Source organism: Collinsella aerofaciens (genome assembly GCF_028209885.1).
GTDB classification, from domain to species: Bacteria; Actinomycetota; Coriobacteriia; order Coriobacteriales; family Coriobacteriaceae; genus Collinsella; species Collinsella aerofaciens_BA.
In genome coordinates, this window is the sequence record NZ_JAQLEM010000038.1 from 1 (window position 1) to 15562 (window position 15562).

General features: G+C 55.0%; 21 protein-coding genes. 12 read left to right on the forward strand and 9 right to left on the reverse strand.

Annotation, left to right across the window (positions count from 1 at the left end):
• Positions 1-820, forward strand: an 820-nt coding sequence (locus PMX21_RS08745) for a plasmid mobilization protein (protein ID WP_271759164.1), incomplete at its 5' end; no start/stop codon positions are given.
• Between the two features lie 562 nt (positions 821-1382).
• Here the strand turns inward: PMX21_RS08745 and PMX21_RS08750 are convergent.
• Entirely contained in the window at positions 1383-1820 is a 438-nt protein-coding gene (locus PMX21_RS08750; RefSeq protein ID WP_271748933.1) for a hypothetical protein, read from the reverse strand.
• A 245-nt stretch (positions 1821-2065) separates the two neighbouring features.
• Here PMX21_RS08750 and PMX21_RS08755 point away from each other — a divergent pair, with 245 nt between their 5' ends.
• The 4 genes from PMX21_RS08755 to PMX21_RS08770 all read left to right on the forward strand — a co-directional run bounded on the left by PMX21_RS08755 (position 2066) and on the right by PMX21_RS08770 (position 4719).
• Positions 2066-2191 carry a hypothetical protein gene (locus PMX21_RS08755; protein WP_271748934.1) on the forward strand — a complete coding sequence of 42 codons (126 nt, stop codon included), beginning with the start codon at positions 2066-2068 and terminating at the stop codon, positions 2189-2191.
• 430 nt (positions 2192-2621) lie between these two features.
• On the forward strand, positions 2622-3260 hold the full coding sequence (locus PMX21_RS08760) for a hypothetical protein (RefSeq protein ID WP_195362236.1): 639 nt from the start codon (positions 2622-2624) through the stop codon (positions 3258-3260).
• A complete protein-coding gene (locus PMX21_RS08765; protein WP_271759165.1) occupies positions 3185-3982 on the forward strand; it encodes a metallophosphoesterase family protein in 798 nt (265 codons plus the stop codon). Before PMX21_RS08760 ends, PMX21_RS08765 begins: the two co-directional genes overlap by 76 nt.
• Complete coding sequence (locus tag PMX21_RS08770) at positions 3982-4719, forward strand: metallophosphoesterase family protein (RefSeq protein ID WP_271759166.1); 738 nt, start codon at positions 3982-3984, stop codon at positions 4717-4719. The genes PMX21_RS08765 and PMX21_RS08770 overlap by 1 nt, the downstream gene beginning before the upstream one ends.
• A gap of 30 nt (positions 4720-4749) precedes the next feature.
• On the opposite strand, the gene PMX21_RS08775 is transcribed toward PMX21_RS08770, so the two are convergent.
• The 4 genes from PMX21_RS08775 to PMX21_RS08790 all read right to left on the reverse strand — a co-directional run bounded on the left by PMX21_RS08775 (position 4750) and on the right by PMX21_RS08790 (position 7008).
• Positions 4750-5259, reverse strand: coding sequence for a DUF5067 domain-containing protein (locus PMX21_RS08775; protein ID WP_195362233.1), 510 nt, complete (start codon positions 5257-5259; stop codon positions 4750-4752).
• Between the two features lie 91 nt (positions 5260-5350).
• Complete coding sequence (locus tag PMX21_RS08780) at positions 5351-5503, reverse strand: hypothetical protein (RefSeq protein WP_271748937.1); 153 nt, start codon at positions 5501-5503, stop codon at positions 5351-5353.
• Positions 5504-5505: 2 nt separating this feature from the next.
• Positions 5506-6198, reverse strand: coding sequence for a hypothetical protein (locus tag PMX21_RS08785; RefSeq protein ID WP_195362231.1), 693 nt, complete (start codon positions 6196-6198; stop codon positions 5506-5508).
• Positions 6199-6423: 225 nt separating this feature from the next.
• Complete coding sequence (locus PMX21_RS08790; RefSeq protein WP_055287572.1) at positions 6424-7008, reverse strand: recombinase family protein; 585 nt, start codon at positions 7006-7008, stop codon at positions 6424-6426.
• 221 nt (positions 7009-7229) lie between these two features.
• Between PMX21_RS08790 and PMX21_RS08795 the strand changes: the two genes are divergently transcribed.
• The 4 genes from PMX21_RS08795 to PMX21_RS08810 all read left to right on the forward strand — a co-directional run bounded on the left by PMX21_RS08795 (position 7230) and on the right by PMX21_RS08810 (position 10159).
• Positions 7230-7496 (forward strand): hypothetical protein, encoded by a 267-nt coding sequence (locus PMX21_RS08795; RefSeq protein WP_271748938.1) that lies wholly within the window; start codon positions 7230-7232, stop codon positions 7494-7496.
• Entirely contained in the window at positions 7496-7777 is a 282-nt protein-coding gene (locus tag PMX21_RS08800; protein ID WP_055287576.1) for a type II toxin -antitoxin system TacA 1-like antitoxin, read from the forward strand. The genes PMX21_RS08795 and PMX21_RS08800 overlap by 1 nt, the downstream gene beginning before the upstream one ends.
• A 214-nt stretch (positions 7778-7991) precedes the next feature.
• The gene (locus PMX21_RS08805; protein ID WP_271748939.1) at positions 7992-8834 is read left to right on the forward strand and encodes a hypothetical protein; all 843 of its coding nucleotides are present in this window, start codon (positions 7992-7994) and stop codon (positions 8832-8834) included.
• 776 nt (positions 8835-9610) lie between these two features.
• The gene (locus PMX21_RS08810) at positions 9611-10159 is read left to right on the forward strand and encodes a hypothetical protein (RefSeq protein ID WP_271748940.1); all 549 of its coding nucleotides are present in this window, start codon (positions 9611-9613) and stop codon (positions 10157-10159) included.
• A gap of 667 nt (positions 10160-10826) precedes the next feature.
• Here PMX21_RS08810 and PMX21_RS08815 read toward each other — a convergent pair.
• Positions 10827-11051, reverse strand: coding sequence for a hypothetical protein (locus PMX21_RS08815; protein WP_271748941.1), 225 nt, complete (start codon positions 11049-11051; stop codon positions 10827-10829).
• A 167-nt stretch (positions 11052-11218) separates the two neighbouring features.
• On the opposite strand from PMX21_RS08815, the gene PMX21_RS08820 reads away from it, so the two are divergent.
• Positions 11219-11446, forward strand: a complete 228-nt coding sequence (locus tag PMX21_RS08820; protein WP_271748942.1) for a DUF6290 family protein — start codon at positions 11219-11221, stop codon at positions 11444-11446.
• 243 nt (positions 11447-11689) lie between these two features.
• Here the strand turns inward: PMX21_RS08820 and PMX21_RS08825 are convergent, their stop codons facing one another.
• Positions 11690-12055 (reverse strand): hypothetical protein, encoded by a 366-nt coding sequence (locus tag PMX21_RS08825; RefSeq protein WP_138374234.1) that lies wholly within the window; start codon positions 12053-12055, stop codon positions 11690-11692.
• Positions 12056-12069: 14 nt separating this feature from the next.
• Positions 12070-12579, reverse strand: a complete 510-nt coding sequence (locus tag PMX21_RS08830) for a hypothetical protein (RefSeq protein WP_117736086.1) — start codon at positions 12577-12579, stop codon at positions 12070-12072.
• Positions 12580-13263: 684 nt separating this feature from the next.
• Between PMX21_RS08830 and PMX21_RS08835 the strand changes: the two genes are divergently transcribed.
• Complete coding sequence (locus PMX21_RS08835) at positions 13264-13917, forward strand: hypothetical protein (RefSeq protein ID WP_155086619.1); 654 nt, start codon at positions 13264-13266, stop codon at positions 13915-13917.
• Between the two features lies 1 nt (position 13918).
• Positions 13919-14347 (forward strand): hypothetical protein, encoded by a 429-nt coding sequence (locus PMX21_RS08840; RefSeq protein ID WP_271748943.1) that lies wholly within the window; start codon positions 13919-13921, stop codon positions 14345-14347.
• Positions 14348-14753: 406 nt separating this feature from the next.
• Here the strand turns inward: PMX21_RS08840 and PMX21_RS08845 are convergent.
• The coding region (locus PMX21_RS08845) for a plasmid mobilization protein (protein WP_271759167.1) at positions 14754-15562 on the reverse strand (809 nt) is incomplete at its 5' end.

A 15562-nucleotide genomic window follows, 5' to 3' on the forward strand; every position in this document is an offset into this window, starting at 1 on the left:
CAAGCATGAACTATGGCCATTTACGATCTTGCTTTTCCCTCACACGGGAAAAGAAGACAGGCAAAGCCGAGTTCCGCTTTGTGCGCGAAGCGGTTTCGCCTTCGAGAAAAATTCAGCGGACTTTTCCAAATCTTGTTTCGGAGGCCACTCCGAAGCTGAAGGGATAAAAATGAGACGAAGCGAGAAAGTCGAAGCGACGTTGACCGCTGAAGAAAAGGAAATTCTTCAGCGCCTCTGTGGCGAAGCCGGTTGCACGGAAGCTGAACTAATCCGCTCCGTTTTGATTAGCCGTTCGATTTCTCTCGACGGTCTTGAGACTGGAAAGAAAATCGAGCACGAGAAAAATAAAGCGCTGCACAACTGCAAGCGCAAACACGCTTCAAAAAAATCTGGCGAGTGCGGTGAAGCCATCGCCGAGAACGCCGAGAAACGTGACGTTTCGTTTCATGTGATGCTGACCGCTCCAGAAAAAAAGGCGATCGAACAGCGGGCGGCAGTGCTTGGCATCTCTGTAAGCGAGTTGGTTCGCCGCGGTGCGATCTACGGAAAGATTGAATCATTCAACTTCGATATTGCTGAAGTTGAAAAACTCCATCATGAGTTATTGAAGGAAGGAGCGAACCTCAATCAGCTGATGTGCTTTGTGAACGCCCAGGGGCTTCCCGCGTACAACGAGAAAGCTGTTTTCCGCACACTCGAAAAGGTTTACCAAAACGCTCGAAAGGTCGACCGGTTTATCGAGGAGCTTGAAAAGCGTTATCACGTCGATTATGTTCCACATGATTATCTGGCAGATGAACCTGACAACAGAAATCTTTAAGTCGGAGCGCAATTGGATCAGATTCAGAAGTGAGTGCAATTACTCGTTTAGCTATTTCTGATATTTCATAAAACGGCTTTCGGAAAATGGAAGGAATGATTTTATATATCTGAGGACGTTCAGCTATAACTACTCCGCAAAATCGAAAAGGGTCGAACCGAAGTGTCTGGCCGGACGCCAATTGTCCGGGAACTGCTTGGTTCGACCCTCTTTTACTTTATTCGATGGCCATGAGGAAGGCTAGTACTCCTTGACTGGGTGCTCGTTGCCGAAACTACCGTCGATGTCGAAGGGGCACAGTGAAACGTCCCTAGAATCAGCTGTTACGATAAAAACAGGGGGTGACTCCGCGGACACGGCCTAGCGCGCTGCCATCCAGTGCCGATTCTGCCATACTCGCAATTCGGCGAGGATGAGGAGTATGAATTGATCGGGGCTTATAGGACAAAATGTGTGTCCTATAAGCCCCAAGGATGACGATTCCAATACGGATGACGACACCAAAACCGGCATCGACGGTTCCATGGACGATTCGGATTCCAAATAGGCCCTGTTAGTTGATCTACTTCTTTGCCGGTGTCGTATACGAAACCGCTATACCCGCGGCAATTGCCATGAGACAGCTCGCGATGAATCCGAACTCATACTTCAAAACGTTTGTTGCGGTCAGGGCGATAATCAACACGGTCGCAATTTGCAGAATTATCATTATTGCGAAGAGATTGATTCCTTGTTTGGCCGAAGTCGCTGAGTGAGTCTGGCTTCGTTGATTCAGGTTGTAGCTGACAACAAAAGCGACCAGTTCGCTTGATACGGGGCCGACTACATAGAAAAAGATTGCGTCAATGAAGCCTATAGTGTTGTAAGTTGTTTCGCCGGAAAAAACAGCGTATAAAGCATATCCAAATCTTGGCTGATTCATGTATGAGTACGAAAAGACGAAGAGCGTCAATATTGCTACTACCAGAAGTGCATTCAGGACAAATCGTTTGCTTTTCATCGATCGCTCCTTCCGGGTGACTCTTATTTGTAATTCTACAGCATCCATTTGTCTTTCAAAGAATTTGACTGTCCTAAATAACATGCACTTTCGCTGGAGGGTCGCTGTTTGGCGGCCCTCTTTTTTGCACAGGCGCGGTGGGATGGTAATAATCGGGCGGGAGTCAGCCGCTCTGATAGAATCGTCCTTGCTGTCGGCAGCCCTCGTGCCGGGCAGAGCCCTCCATCCGATGGGAGGTGATGCCCATGACCGATTTCACTGAGCTCGTGAAGCTCCTGACCGCTACGGTCTCGCTCCTCACGGCCCTTGTCGTCCTTTCCAAGGCACTCAAGCAGGGCTCGAAGCCCAAAAAGAAAGGCCACCGTCGCTAAGACGATGACCTAACTTTCTAACGCAACGGCTCTGCCCAGCTCACTACAACTTGGGCTGCCGTCGGCACCATTCTACCCGCTTGACATTGCTGTTGTCGATGCGCCGTATCAAGAATCCACGGCAGCGCTCGTGGTTGCAAAACGGCCCAACAAATAGCGGCTATTAGTCAGTTCGGCTGTCTAAAAGGCCTAATAGTTGCCAATAGTGGCCAGTTGGCAACGGATTTGGGCTATTAGTTCTAACAGTGCCTATACTATGACCCCACAAACGGGACACGGTTTTCTGCCCGCACGAGGTTTTAAAGTTTTAGCTGGAACAATCCGGCAGATTGGAGCACAGAACATGAGGTTCGAACGCCTCATGTCGCTCAAAATACGTCTCCTCAATTGCGCAAAGGAGAACGGTATTTAGCGACAAGGAGACAATGGAATGATCTGGTTCACCAGCGACACGCACTTCGGGCACGAGAACGTCCTGAAGTTCACGGACCGGCCGTGGGAGACGATTTGGCAGATGAACGATGCCATCGTCGACAACATCAACGGCAGGGTCGCCGTGGATGACGAGCTCTACATCCTGGGGGATTTCTCATTCAAGATGACCGCCCAGGACGCATACGGGCTGCGTAAGCGGATCGCCTGCAGGCGCATCCACCTCGTTCCGGGAAACCATGACAAGGACTGGACCCAGCCGGCGGTCGCGGGCGCGTTCACCGTGGAACCGCCGATCTGCGTGCTCAAGATCGACGGGCAGAAGATCGTCCTGTGCCATTACCCCATGGCCGACTGGCAGGGCATGAGCCATGGATCGTGGCACCTCCACGGGCACATCCACAGCAGCGGCGGCGCGTACAACGAGTTCAACCGCAAGCAGGGGCTCCTGCGCTACGACGTGGGCTGCGACGCCAACGGGCACTCCCCGGTGAGCCTCGACGGGCTGAGGGAGTGGTTCGCCGGAGTCGGCGAGCCGTGCGGCCGGGTGAAATGGCCCTGGTGGGTCAACGAGACCGGCGACAGGCAGGTCGAGCGCGAGCTGGCGGCGTACAAGAGGGAAGAGGTGGTCCGATGACGGTCTATGTGACGGGCGACATCCACAGTGGGCTCGACATGCAAAAGCTCCGCGACTGGGAGCTTGGCGACAGTCTTACCAGCGACGACTATCTCATCGCCGCCGGCGACTTTGGCTTTCCGTGGGATTTCTCTGCCGAGGAATGCGCCGACATCGCCTGGCTGGAGTCGCGCCCCTACACGGTACTGTTCGTCGACGGCAACCACGAGCGCTTCGACCACTGGGCGGAGCGCCCCATGGAGCCGTGGCACGGCGGGCTGACGCAGCGCCTGTCGGGCACCTCGCCCATTCGGCGCCTGACGCGCGGCGAGGTCTTCGAGCTCGACGGGAAGACGGTCTTCACCATGGGCGGGGCGACGAGCGTCGACAGGGCGTACCGCATCCCGTACAGCTCGTGGTGGCCGCAGGAGCTGCCGGACGAGCGCGATTTCGATGCCGCACGGGCAAGGCTCGACGAGGTCGCCTGGAAGGTAGACTGCGTCATCACCCATACCTGCTCGACGCGCATGCTCTCGCCGACGCTCTACCCGGACCCAGGCTGGGAACGCCCTGATGTGGACCGGCTGACCGGATTCCTCGACGAGCTCGAGGACCGCCTGGACTATAAACATTGGTATTACGGCCATTTTCACCGAGACGGCAACCCGGACGAGCGTCATACCGTGCTGTACGACCGGATCGTGAGGCTCGGGGACAAACTCCTGCCGTGGGGTGCGTACTGATGGCTATCTATGTGACGGGCGACGTGCACGGCAGGGCCGAGTACGGGTCCAGCCGGTTTGCCTTCAAGAATTGGCCGCTGGGCCGGACCCTGACGCGCGATGACGTGGTGATCGTGGCCGGCGACTTCGGCTTTGTCTGGGATGGATCCAACGCCGAGAAATACTGGCTTGACTGGTTCGAGTCGAAGCCGTGGACCACGTGTTTCGTAGACGGCAACCATGAGAACCACCATGCCCTGGCTGGGCTGCCGGTGCTGGAGTGGAACGGCGGGCTCGTCCATGAGGTGCGACCGCACGTGCTGCACCTCATGCGCGGAGAGGTGTTCGACATCGCGGGAACCACGGTCCTTGCCATGGGCGGTGCCGCGAGCAACGACAGGCAGTATCGCAAGGAGGGGAGGAGCTGGTGGCCCGAGGAGATGCCGAGCGAGGAAGAGATGTGGCAATGCCGCACCTCGCTCGACCGCGTGGGCTGGAAGGTCGACTACGTGGTGACTCACGAGGCTCCTGCCGACCTGGCAGAGAAGCTGTGCCGGGAGCGCGAACGCGAGTATCTGGACGACCAGCTGCAACGATTCCTTGCCGAGCTCGACGGGCAGCTCGGCTACCGCGCCTGGTTCTTCGGCCACTACCACGGCGACGAATGGCGCGACGACAGGCACCGCCTTATCTACCGAGACATCGTGCCGATCGAAAATGCTGCGCCCGGCTCTAGAAACCATCTAGAAATGCTCTAGAAGGTTTCTAGAAATTAGACGCTTTGCGGCCTACTCCAATTCAAAGGTCTGGTCGAGGGAGTTTGACCCGGCGCCCATCCCGTCGACTTTCACTTCGATGGGAGACATGTCGTTGAGGTCAAAAATCGACACACCGTCGCATTCGCCTCCCGGCGCAAGCCCTTGCGAAGAGAAGCGGTCTTCCTGCAAATCGGCGGCAAACCCGCGAGATAGCATCTGCTTATTTTGATAAGCCGTGATGTAGCTACCAACAGCGCATGAATCTGCCGATCGGTTGTTAATGGCGTGCCAGCGAACAACGGCGACCTTCCCGCCATCGCCAGCCAAGGAATCATGCACCTCGACGCCGGTGACTGAATACTCCATCTTGCCGTAAACCCCGTCTTCCTGCGCGTTATCAGAATCAGCGACCTGAACTGCCGTCTGACGATCGTCTGCCTGGCTGCACCCAGAGGTCATAACTAGGGCGGCTGCCAGAACACCAGCAGCCCCAAAGTTCCGAGCTAGGTTGATTGCCTTTTTAACAGAGAGATGCTCCATCGACTACTCCAAACTTAATTGTTTTTGAATGCCATCAGCCAAACAGCCAAGCCCCAATGAGCATGACCACTGAAACTGCTGCAAGCGAAGCTCAGACGGCATTTTGACGGGTGATGACACCGCTGATGGTGAGCGCATTTGCGCCGGCACCATCAATGACAGCCCAGACGAGTGCCGTGACCAAAAAGACGACTAGCCCTGCCGTTATCAACTCACGGCGAGACGGCCTTAGCTTGTCGGACATATCTACTCGCCCCTCGTCTGGGTCATGACCTCGACCTTGGCCTCGGCCACGGCCGCCCGCTGCTCGGAGGCGGCGAGGCGGTCCTTGAGGGCGGCGACCTCGGCCATCAGGTCACGCTGGGCGAGGAGGGAGACGTTGAGATCGGCCTGAGCCTTGGCCGCGGCGTCGACCGCGCCCCTCATGCTTTCAATTCGATCGTCTTTTGCGGCTGATTCTGCCAAGAGCTGATTGTTCTCGGAATCGAGCTTCTTGAGCCGCGAGAGGTAATCGGCGACGGTGGCGTGGAGCTCATCGTTCTCAATCTCCAAGCTCGCAGTATCCAGCTCGAATTTCTCTTTGATGGCGGCGACCTGCTCGACGCAATTAGATTTGATGCTCTGAATCTGTTCCGTTGCACTTTTCTTGGCGGCGTCGGCGTCCTCGCGGGCAGCACGAGCCTCCATCGCGGCGGCTTCGGCAGCGCCCACGATGATGCGCTTGACCCGCTCGACCGCCTCATCGAGGACGGCCGATGCGTCGAGCGCAGCCTTCACGCCGGGAGTGGCGTTAGGGTGGTAGCCGTCGACCAAGCGGGCGACGGTATCGGCCTGCGAGAGGCCAAGGCTCGTGCTGATGTCCTTTATGGCGTCACGGGTCTCCGATGAGACATTCAGACTGGTCATTTTCTTTTCGGACTGGACTTGGTTTTCGGCCATGATGCGGCACTCCAATCAACAACGGGCATGGCTCCGCCACGCCGTACGGCTGGGAACAAATACGCGGCCGCTGTTGAGTTGTGTTCGTCCTGCGATCGGTGAGTTCTAAAAGGCGTCTCAAGTCATGCGTTCACGCAGGTTTTCGGTTAGAGAAATACCGCACCCTTATATAGTAACGCCGCCGCACTCAGGCCTATCAGGCAAATCGCGAAACGACAGACGGACTTATTTCCTGACGCCCACCAATCCGCGTTCACGAAGGATGCGGTACAGCGTTGATTTGGAGACGCCAGTCGCAGCGCAAATATCGGGAATAGGAGTCTCTCCTCCAAGATAGAGCCTTACTGCGGCATCGGCTTTGACGCCGGCAGTGCGAGGCCTGCCACCCACGTTGCCGCCGTGGCTCCGTTTGACGGCGATACCCTCGGCCTGGCGTTGCCTGATCAGATCTCGCTCAAGTTCCGCGGTGCAAGCATGGGTGCCAAGCACGAAGCGCCCGAATGCGGTATCTAGATCCACGGGCTGTTTCAGGGACGTGAGCTTCACGCCGAGGTTTCGAAACATAAGGTCATAGTTGAGCAGCTGCCTGGTCGATCTGGTCAAGCGCTCCCAGGATTCGACCACCACCTCGTCGCCCGCCCGCATCTTCTTGAACAGGCGCTTCTGCTGCGTCCGGTCGCCGTCCTGGGCACCCGTGACCTTGTCCTTGTAGATATGGCCATAGGCCACGCCAGCGTTCACCAGAGCCTCGATCTGGCGGTCCAACCTCTGGTCTTTCGTGCTCACGCGAGCATATCCGTAACGTGTCATTTCAGCCTCCTGCCTCGTATTTGATTTTCCCATAGGAATTGACGCGGAGGTTTTGACACTGGGTTTTGGCACTCGACGTTCACGGCATCGAGGGTTCGATTTTCGAGTGCCAAGAGGCATACGTTTTGGGACGAACGGTTGGCGAATAGGCCATATAAGTTGATGCGTCGAATATTCTACTACCAAATAGTAGTAGAATATTATCGTACGATTGGAGGCAAATGGTTCAGATACACCGAAGGGTTCACGAGCGACATCCCGAGCTGGATGTCGGAGATGTCGAGGCGGCATGGGAGAACTACCGCTTCGCGGCCGTTCGCGTACCCGGGGAACAGGAGATGCGGACGGGCTACGACCCACGTGGCCGGTATATCGAGATGGTCGGAGTCCTCCTGGCTGACGGCGTATGGCTTATCTATCACGCCATGACGCCGCCGAGCAAGAAGACACTGAAGGAGATCGAGAGCGCGAGAAGGAGAGGTTACTGATGGAGTTCAGGCTTGCAAACGGAACCGTGATCACGGACGAGGACATCGAGCGCGAGTGCGCGGAATATGAATCCGGCTCTTGGACGGGGGCCCTGGCAAACCTCCGCGTCGGCCGCCCAAGGCTCTCCGAGGGAGAGGCCAACGCCAATCTGTCTTTCAAGTGCCCGAAAACGGGCGCCGATCTCATCGAGAGGGCGGCCACCGCGTGCGGGATGCGGAAGTCGGAGTTCCTGCGCTCGGCTGCGCTCGAGAAGGCTGAGAGAATCCTCAGGTCGGCATAGCCTCACGGCATGCCTTTTCGTGGGCGCGAAATGGGCTACATCGCGCTTATGTTAGCTATATAACTAACATAAGCGCGATTAAACAGGACGCCGGGGCAAGACGTCTGCTTTATTCAATGGTGGGCCCCTTTCGCGATTCCCTTGCCGACGGACCTGCCGCAAACGGGTATAATAGTGTTAGCGAAATCACTAACATAATTAGGAGGCGATTGCCATGGGCAGGTGCGAGCCGAGGGCAAATGAGAACGACCCGGGGCTGATCACGCTGCCGGAGGGCATCGACGAGCTGAGCGACGCCGTCGAGCAGGAGTTCGACGTAACCACCAAGCAGGTGTGCCGGGCCCTGCAATGCACGAGGCCGTTCGTGCTGGCCCATTGCCGACACATCAGGCACATCTTCGTCTCAGGCGACTGGTCCGACAAGGTCGGACTCGGACCGGGCGGAGGCTTCATCTGGTCCCGCAACGAACTCCGAGACATGGCGGTGAGCGGCACAGTCGAGCGACGCACCCGCGTCGTCGGCGCCGCTGACATACTGGCCGGCAACCGGGAGGCGCTTGACTGGCTCGACGCGGCGAAGGCCGAGGCGGGGAAGATAGCGATGGACCCGAGCAGGCCGCGCGCGGATGAAGTCCATTTCCGCGAGATGTCCCGCGAGGTCTTCGAGATGGTCTACCTGCCGGACGAATGGAAGCCGGCCTATAACGCGGCGAGGCGCAAGAGGTCAGAACTGCATTGGGTCGACCTCGGCGAGCACCCGCGGTCATTCGACGAGCTGGGGACCGTTTGGAGGACGACCGCGGACCGCAAAGGCTACGGGGACACGGACGAGGAATGGTCGAGGGCGTATCGGCGCAACGGAGCGGTGCGGCTCACCATCACCCTGCCCGACGGCGCGACCAAGGTCATGCATGCGCCCGACCCGACGCCTCGGGCGCGGTTCGACGACTTCCTGGCGACAATTTTGCCTGTCGAGCTGCTGCCGCAGGACTACATCAGGGATGTCGTTCTCGGGAGTGACCATATGGAGCCGCAGGAACTCAAGCTGTACGGCTAATTCGCCTCATAGAGACGGGCCGTCGCCCCAAAACCAAACAGAATCTCGAATAAGCATATGAATCGACCGCCCGGGAGTACGTGCCCGGGCGGTCGATTCTATCGACCATGGGCGCGATTCCGTGAGGTCGTTTTTCTGGCACCCGCCGTTTACGCCGATTCCAAAGCGCCTATCGACCGCTCATCGAGCTTTGCGAGTGCGATCCCGTGCACATTGTCGGACATTTGAATTGTCCGACAATGTCTGACAGCACTGTCAGACAGTCGCGCACGATCAAGCGAGCTTCGCGAGCGAGTTCAGGCCGCATGCGGCCCCAGCTGCGGCTTTGCCGCAGGTTCAATGTCTGACATTCCCAATGTCTGACGTTGAACGAAGCTGGCGTGCAAACTGACTCTTAAGGGTCAGTTTGCACCATCCCAATGTCGCGATTTTGGATGGTGACGCCACGGCGGTCGCATCTTCGAGGGGAAGACCCGGTGCTGGGTCGATAAATCCGCCATGTCCGTTATCGTAATAATCTCTCGCAGACACCATCGCACACGCCGCCGCACCCGTATCTTTTATCGTAATAATTTGAAATTTGGCGCTATTTCGTTCCTGTCCGTTATTGTAATAATGAGGCGCGCGAGCGTCCTTCCCCGGTCCAAGGGCGGAGCCCTGGCAAGCGCCGAACCGCCCGGGTCGGCGGCAGATTTGTACCCACATTTACGATGGGGGTACAAGTATGCGTCTCTTGCGGGATTTCTCGTTTATCGGCAGAAAATCGAGGTCAGAAGATGGATGAGTTCTTGAGCATTGAAGATCTGCGGTGGGAGTTCGGCGCGTCGCGAGCATGGACGTACAAGTATCTGGCACCGCATATCAAGTCAATTACCGTGAAATGCTCGACCGACGACGGCGAGCGCCTGTGCAAGCGTTATAGCCTCGATGATGCACGGCGCGTGGTCGCTGAAAAGGCTCGAGCCGAGGTCTATTCCGTGCCCGTTAAAGCGGACCCCGGGAAAAGCAGCTATGCTCCGTACCGCCGCCCGCGGCGCGTGCGAATCAAGACGAGCGCGTACATCGCCGAATATATCGTCGGCTTCGGCCATCTCTGGCAGATCGACGAGATTGCAGAGGAATACTGCGGTAAGCGCTCAAGAGAGGCGGCATATCAATTCATCTACCGTAACGCCTGGATCGCAATCGTGTTCGGCAACAAAACTTTCTATATCCCGAGGCGCACCACACCGCAATTCGTGGTGGCAGCAGTCGAGGTGTTCGGAGACGCCGCCCACACCGTCGAATACGCACGCGGTGGGCATAAAAGTGACGCCACGGAATAGCGGCACTATGTAACAAATGAATAAGTTAACGGCGTAAAAAGTGAAAAACCGAACTACGTAATATCGACAATGCGACATAACGCAATAACGACAAAGCGGAATAGCCGCACTATGTAACCACGTAATAACAGAACTATTGAACATCGGACTATTCGGTCCTGAAATCTGTCCGCAAGAGCCGTACGCTGCCGTACAAAATGCCCGGCAGCGTACCGCCGCAAGCGGCGCACGCTAGGGCTCTGCCCTAGCACCCGGCACTCGCGGCGTTAGCTCATTGTTCTGCAATTCAACGGTTACGTTTTTCAGTTTTGTCGTTATCACGTAGTTCGGTAATTACACAGTTGCGTAGTGTCGTAATTGCTTTGTTCGGTTGTGTCGCAGTTCAGATATGAACAACCGCCGCAGGCGCCGGGTACTAGGGCAGAGCCTTGGCAGTACGCGGACGGCCGAAACGCAGTTTTATACGGCAGCGTATGACACTTGCGGGCGAGCTCCGGCTATGCCATTGCTGAATTACGACAAAACGCAACAACAGAGCCGTGTAACCGCGGCATAACTGATTTACAGACGATACGAAGAACGTAATGAATGAACTAGTGAACTGCGACACAGCCGAAAAAGCGAACAGCTATAAACCCAAAAAACGCATTGAAGCAGGAGAGATGTTTTAAATCTCAGCCCACAAATCGAGAACAGTGGCGTCCCGACGAACCGTGGCAAAATAGTCGCAGTAGTCATAGGCATCATCGGGACTGCGCATCACGGCAACAAGATCTCCGTTGTGCGCATCAACAACTGCATGTCGAAATCCCATCGTCTGACGCATCATCCGGTTGCGCTGCCGCTCGATCTCGATCGCATCCAGCAGGAGGTGGCCATCATCGTTGGTCATTTGAAACTCCGATCTAGGCGATTGCCTTTTCCTTGGCGAAGGAAATGAACCTCTTCAGCGACCAGATGCCGTCTCCGAATTGAGGCAGGCTACCTTTTGAGACTGTTTAATCTGAACAATAAGATGTGTACCAGTAAAACCTGGTTTCGGCATTGATTGGAGTAGTCATGGCGATATGCGAAATTGCGGTCGTATTCGATGAGAGCGAAATGGCTTTGATCCAGGCTCATACGGGCACCTCAAATATGTCCTTTTCCGAGTTCGTGAGAAGGGCTGCGCTTGAGAAAGTCGAGGACATGGTGGACATCGAGGCATTCAACGAAGCGCTGATGGAAGATGACGGTACCCGCTACTCAATGGCCGACGCCATGCGTATGGCCATGAAGGGTGAGTAGCCGTTTGCGGCGCCAAGCTGACCGCCGCAGTAGGGGCAATAAACGGCCTTCATGGGCACCTCTTCCGAAAGGGTGTTTAACGGTTCCGGAAAAGGTTATCCACCTGCGGGAACGATAGGCAACCGGACACACATTCTGTCCGAGCGGTTAAAAGCGGGCACGGAATTTAAACGGCTGAAAAAGGGGCATCGACCTACGCCGATGCCCCTAAAGTAGACACACATTTTGTCCTATAAGCCTCATTTATTTGCGAAGAACATCGGCTAGCCGCAGGATTGAAATCATCGACCGATAAGTGAGTTCCACCTTTTCGCCCGCAAGCAGTCGTTTCGAGCCAATCTCATCTAGCCCCACAAGCCGAGAAAACAGCGGGCCGCTCATCGTGCCCTCGTCAATTGACTCCCTTATGGTTTTCAAAACGTCCGTATCATGAAGCGATGCCGAGCTGTAGGGGGCAACACGAGCGGAACTCTCAATTAACGACGAGACAAAAGGATGGAGATGCTTTGGACATAGTCCATCAAACACCACATCCCCATTGTCATCCGAGCCGACCAGGCGCCAAGTATAATGATCGACCCAGTCATCTCCGTCATATATGGCGTCCATGAGCAACTTCCCGTCTAGAGAGAGAAACCTATTTGGACATCGGGGCGCAAGACCGCAATCCATATCGGGCCTGCAGCAGCTCCAACCCAACGCACCACATAGGTTCCCTTTCGTACATGTGTATCAATCTGCCCCGAAATGCCGGTGAATGCAATTCCAGACCCGTTTGTCGGATAGCAATCGACGTATTTTTGTTTTCCGCTCACAACCTTGTATAGATATATCGTTCCAGCAAAAGAGAAGGGATCGTTCGCAATTTTGTCCGGAAGAACTTGCCACCTCAAAATCCCGCTACCAATATGGTCAAGCTTGACCGTTCCGCCGTCCCCCTCAAAAGTGGCAAGGGGATTTACCCCAGACTGAGAGTCGGCATCGCCCTCCTTAGCAGTTATCAGCAGGCTGCCCGTATAAGACTGCTGAGGCTCACCTTCAGGACAGGCAGCCTCGGCCCAAGAAGGGCCACTCAGGCAGAACAGTCCGAGCAGCATCATTACCAACAAAAGAAAACCCTTAGTTCTTTTCATCTATATCCCCAACGTCTCTCGACATTTGTATATCGTGACTATTTTAGATCTATATGGCCAATTCGAGCCCTCACCATGGCAATTGCTGCTGGGTTTCTTTTCATTAAAATTTCACTTTGGTAAATCCCCGCCCCTAAGCATTAAACCCGAAGTCCGCCGAGTGGGCGAAAGTAAAAGAGGGTCGAACCAGAAGCAGTTCCCGGACAATTGGCGTCCGGCCAGACACTTCGGTTCGACCCTTTCTTTCAGGATTCTGTAACAGCTGATTGAATTGCAGCGCGCTAGGGCAGGACAGTTCAAAACTAGCGAGGCGTGTCGCCGCGAGTATAATCGCCGCGATCGACGACGCGGTCGTCCAGCTGCCTCGACACGGCGCCACCGCTGTGCGTCTGGCCCACGGCGCGACAGAAGGAGACACTGTTGGGGCCGATGGGCTAAGACCGTTGCTGACCATGTGCCATTAGCGGCCATTGGCACATGTCGAGCCAGACTGATTCCGTGGGTATAGGGTGGCATTTCACTGAGGTCGGAAACTCCCGCAACCATTGATTATTTTCGATATGTCCGAAATTAATATTACATACATGGGTAACAAGCATATATGGGAGCGCTCAAGTAACCGAAGTAACCGAGCCGGGGCAAAAAGTGGCAAGAAGGACCCCGGTGAGAAGTTTGGAGGCGAAGATGAGTACAACGAAAGACCTGTTTATTACTCGCAGGTCAATCCTGACGGCAGCCGCATTGGGCGGACTGTCACTAATCACCCCACATGGTGCATTTGCTGATGGTTACAATTCTGAAACTGTAGAATTCCTAGCATTCCCGGATCTGAGTGAATCTGATGTCGAGGCGATTGTGCGTCAACGTGCAGAGCAAGAAGCGGCCCTTATCATAGAAGAGGCGATGTCATCTGATGATGTTGAGCTCTATGCGACACGCGGTCGCCCAAGCTACAGCACCGTATACGGGAGCGTGCAAACGAAAGCCAGCGGATGGCACGACGTTGCTGGGCAGCCCCCGGGGGGCATTCACATCGACGGGAGCGGTTCTGTAAACGTCCAGCGGTATGGCGGCGGTTCGGTGAGTGTATCGGTGCCGCTCCCGAATGGTGTCGGAAGCATAGGCGTATCGATACCGCTGGCAAAGCGCGAGGCGATGGCGACTGGGTTTTCCATTGATATCGGCGGCGCTGGCTTTTGGAAAGTAACGGCGAACGTTGAACACAAGGTCCAACCGTTTGTTGTTTATGAGACCGTCAATGGCGTCAAGAAGGTGTACAAAAAAGCAGCGACGAATGACTTCTTCCGTCTTGCCTTAGGCAAGCGAAAAGTAGGATGACATGATAGGCAAGAGCTATGCAAAGATAGCGATTGTTGGCCTTGTAATCGGTCTTGCAATGGCACTATGCGCATCATTCGCGAAGTATAGGGCCGAGCAATCGTTTATTGATGGCGCTGAAAACGGTTTTGGCATAGACGGGATGTATGTCAACGACGGCGCGACCAGGACGTCTATGGCGATTCTTGCAGGCGAAGACATGGAATGGCAAATCTGCAATGACGATGGCTCTTGTCTGAGTGGTCGTTTGGCCGCAACGAGCGATCCGAATTCGTTCGATCTTCTCGACAATGATGGAGCGGATTGCGGTTCTGTTCACCTTTCATATGCATCGCGAGATGGGATGGACGGCATCCTCTACGTCTCCCACGAAACTGACGATTTCAAGATGCGCAGAACTAACCGAGCGCCGGCTTTTATCGAGGAGTGAGAGTTCCCGTCGACCTGCCGATCAGGCCGCCGGGGTATCGAACCCCGCATTCATCCGTACACACACGGATGAATGCGGGAAGTGTCCGGATGAAGTTGATAATCAAGGAAACAAAGCCGTCCTGCCTGGGACGGCTTTGTTCTTTAAAGGCCGGGTTTTACCCTAGCCCAAAATGGCCAGAATGGTCACCAGAAGAAGAGCGACGATCATAAGACGGAGCTCGGACATAGCGACCACCTCCCCGAAAACTCGGGCAGGGCCAAGCTAGCGAAGCGGGGTACGAGCTGACTGCTTTCTGTTTAATGACTGTCAATCTCTTCTGCCGTCTCTTTTCGATTTTACTCAATAGTTATAGCTAAACGAGTAATTGCACTCAATTGCAAAACTGGTCCAGCCGCGTTCCGACTTAAAGATTTCTGTTGTCTGGTTCATCTGCCAGATAGTCGTGGGGAACATAGTCGACGTGATAACGCTTTTCAAGTTCATCGATGAACCGATCGACCTTTCGAGCATTTTGATAAACCTTTTCAAGCGTTCGGAAAACAGCTTTCTCGTTATATGCAGGAAGGCCTTGGGTGTTTACGAAGTACATCAGCTGATTTAAATTTGTTCCCTCCTTCAATAACTCGTGATGAAGTTTTTCAACTTCCGCGACATTGAAATTGAATGATTCAATCTTTCCGTAAATCGTGGCGCGGCGAACCAACTCGCTTACAGAGATGCCAAGCACTTCCGCGCGCTGTTCGATCGCCTTTTTTTCTGGAGCGGTAAGCATCACATGAAACGAAACGTCACGTTTCTCGGCGATGGCTTCACCGCGCTCGTCAGTTTTTTCCGGCGCGTGTTTGCGCCCCTGTTTCTGCAGCGTTTTATTTTTTACGCGTTCGGTTTTCTTGCCAGTCTCAAGACCGTCGAGAGAAATCGAACGGCTAATCAAAACGGAGCGGATTAGTTCAGCTTCTGTGCAACCGGCTTCGTCACAGAGGCGCTGAAGAATTTCCTTTTCTTCAGCGGTCAACGTCGCTTCGACTTTCTCGCTTCGTCTCATTTTCATCCCTTCAGTTTCGGAGTGGCCTCCGAAACAAGATTTGGAAAGGTGCGCCGAGTTTTTCTCGGATGCAAAACTGTTTCGCGCGAAACGGAACTCAGCTTTGCCTGTTTTCTTTTCCCGTAGGAGGGAAAAGCAAGATCGTAAATGGCCATAGTTCATGTTTA

Excerpts from the sequence above, each read along its gene's own strand:
- PMX21_RS08820 (WP_271748942.1), top strand. The coding sequence starts at position 11,219 with ATGGCGATATGCGAAATTGCGGTCGTATTCGATGAGAGCGAAATGGCT.
- PMX21_RS08760 (WP_195362236.1), top strand. The coding sequence starts at position 2,622 with ATGATCTGGTTCACCAGCGACACGCACTTCGGGCACGAGAACGTCCTG.
- PMX21_RS08835 (WP_155086619.1), top strand. The coding sequence starts at position 13,264 with ATGAGTACAACGAAAGACCTGTTTATTACTCGCAGGTCAATCCTGACG.
- PMX21_RS08840 (WP_271748943.1), top strand. The coding sequence starts at position 13,919 with ATGATAGGCAAGAGCTATGCAAAGATAGCGATTGTTGGCCTTGTAATC.
- PMX21_RS08815 (WP_271748941.1), bottom strand. The coding sequence starts at position 11,051 with ATGACCAACGATGATGGCCACCTCCTGCTGGATGCGATCGAGATCGAG.
- PMX21_RS08775 (WP_195362233.1), bottom strand. The coding sequence starts at position 5,259 with ATGGAGCATCTCTCTGTTAAAAAGGCAATCAACCTAGCTCGGAACTTT.
- PMX21_RS08785 (WP_195362231.1), bottom strand. The coding sequence starts at position 6,198 with ATGGCCGAAAACCAAGTCCAGTCCGAAAAGAAAATGACCAGTCTGAAT.
- PMX21_RS08810 (WP_271748940.1), top strand. The coding sequence starts at position 9,611 with ATGGATGAGTTCTTGAGCATTGAAGATCTGCGGTGGGAGTTCGGCGCG.
- PMX21_RS08825 (WP_138374234.1), bottom strand. The coding sequence starts at position 12,055 with ATGGACGCCATATATGACGGAGATGACTGGGTCGATCATTATACTTGG.
- PMX21_RS08830 (WP_117736086.1), bottom strand. The coding sequence starts at position 12,579 with ATGAAAAGAACTAAGGGTTTTCTTTTGTTGGTAATGATGCTGCTCGGA.
- PMX21_RS08800 (WP_055287576.1), top strand. The coding sequence starts at position 7,496 with ATGGAGTTCAGGCTTGCAAACGGAACCGTGATCACGGACGAGGACATC.
- PMX21_RS08770 (WP_271759166.1), top strand. The coding sequence starts at position 3,982 with ATGGCTATCTATGTGACGGGCGACGTGCACGGCAGGGCCGAGTACGGG.
- PMX21_RS08805 (WP_271748939.1), top strand. The coding sequence starts at position 7,992 with ATGGGCAGGTGCGAGCCGAGGGCAAATGAGAACGACCCGGGGCTGATC.
- PMX21_RS08755 (WP_271748934.1), top strand. The coding sequence starts at position 2,066 with ATGACCGATTTCACTGAGCTCGTGAAGCTCCTGACCGCTACGGTCTCG.
- PMX21_RS08795 (WP_271748938.1), top strand. The coding sequence starts at position 7,230 with ATGGTTCAGATACACCGAAGGGTTCACGAGCGACATCCCGAGCTGGAT.
- PMX21_RS08790 (WP_055287572.1), bottom strand. The coding sequence starts at position 7,008 with ATGACACGTTACGGATATGCTCGCGTGAGCACGAAAGACCAGAGGTTG.
- PMX21_RS08750 (WP_271748933.1), bottom strand. The coding sequence starts at position 1,820 with ATGAAAAGCAAACGATTTGTCCTGAATGCACTTCTGGTAGTAGCAATA.
- PMX21_RS08780 (WP_271748937.1), bottom strand. The coding sequence starts at position 5,503 with ATGTCCGACAAGCTAAGGCCGTCTCGCCGTGAGTTGATAACGGCAGGG.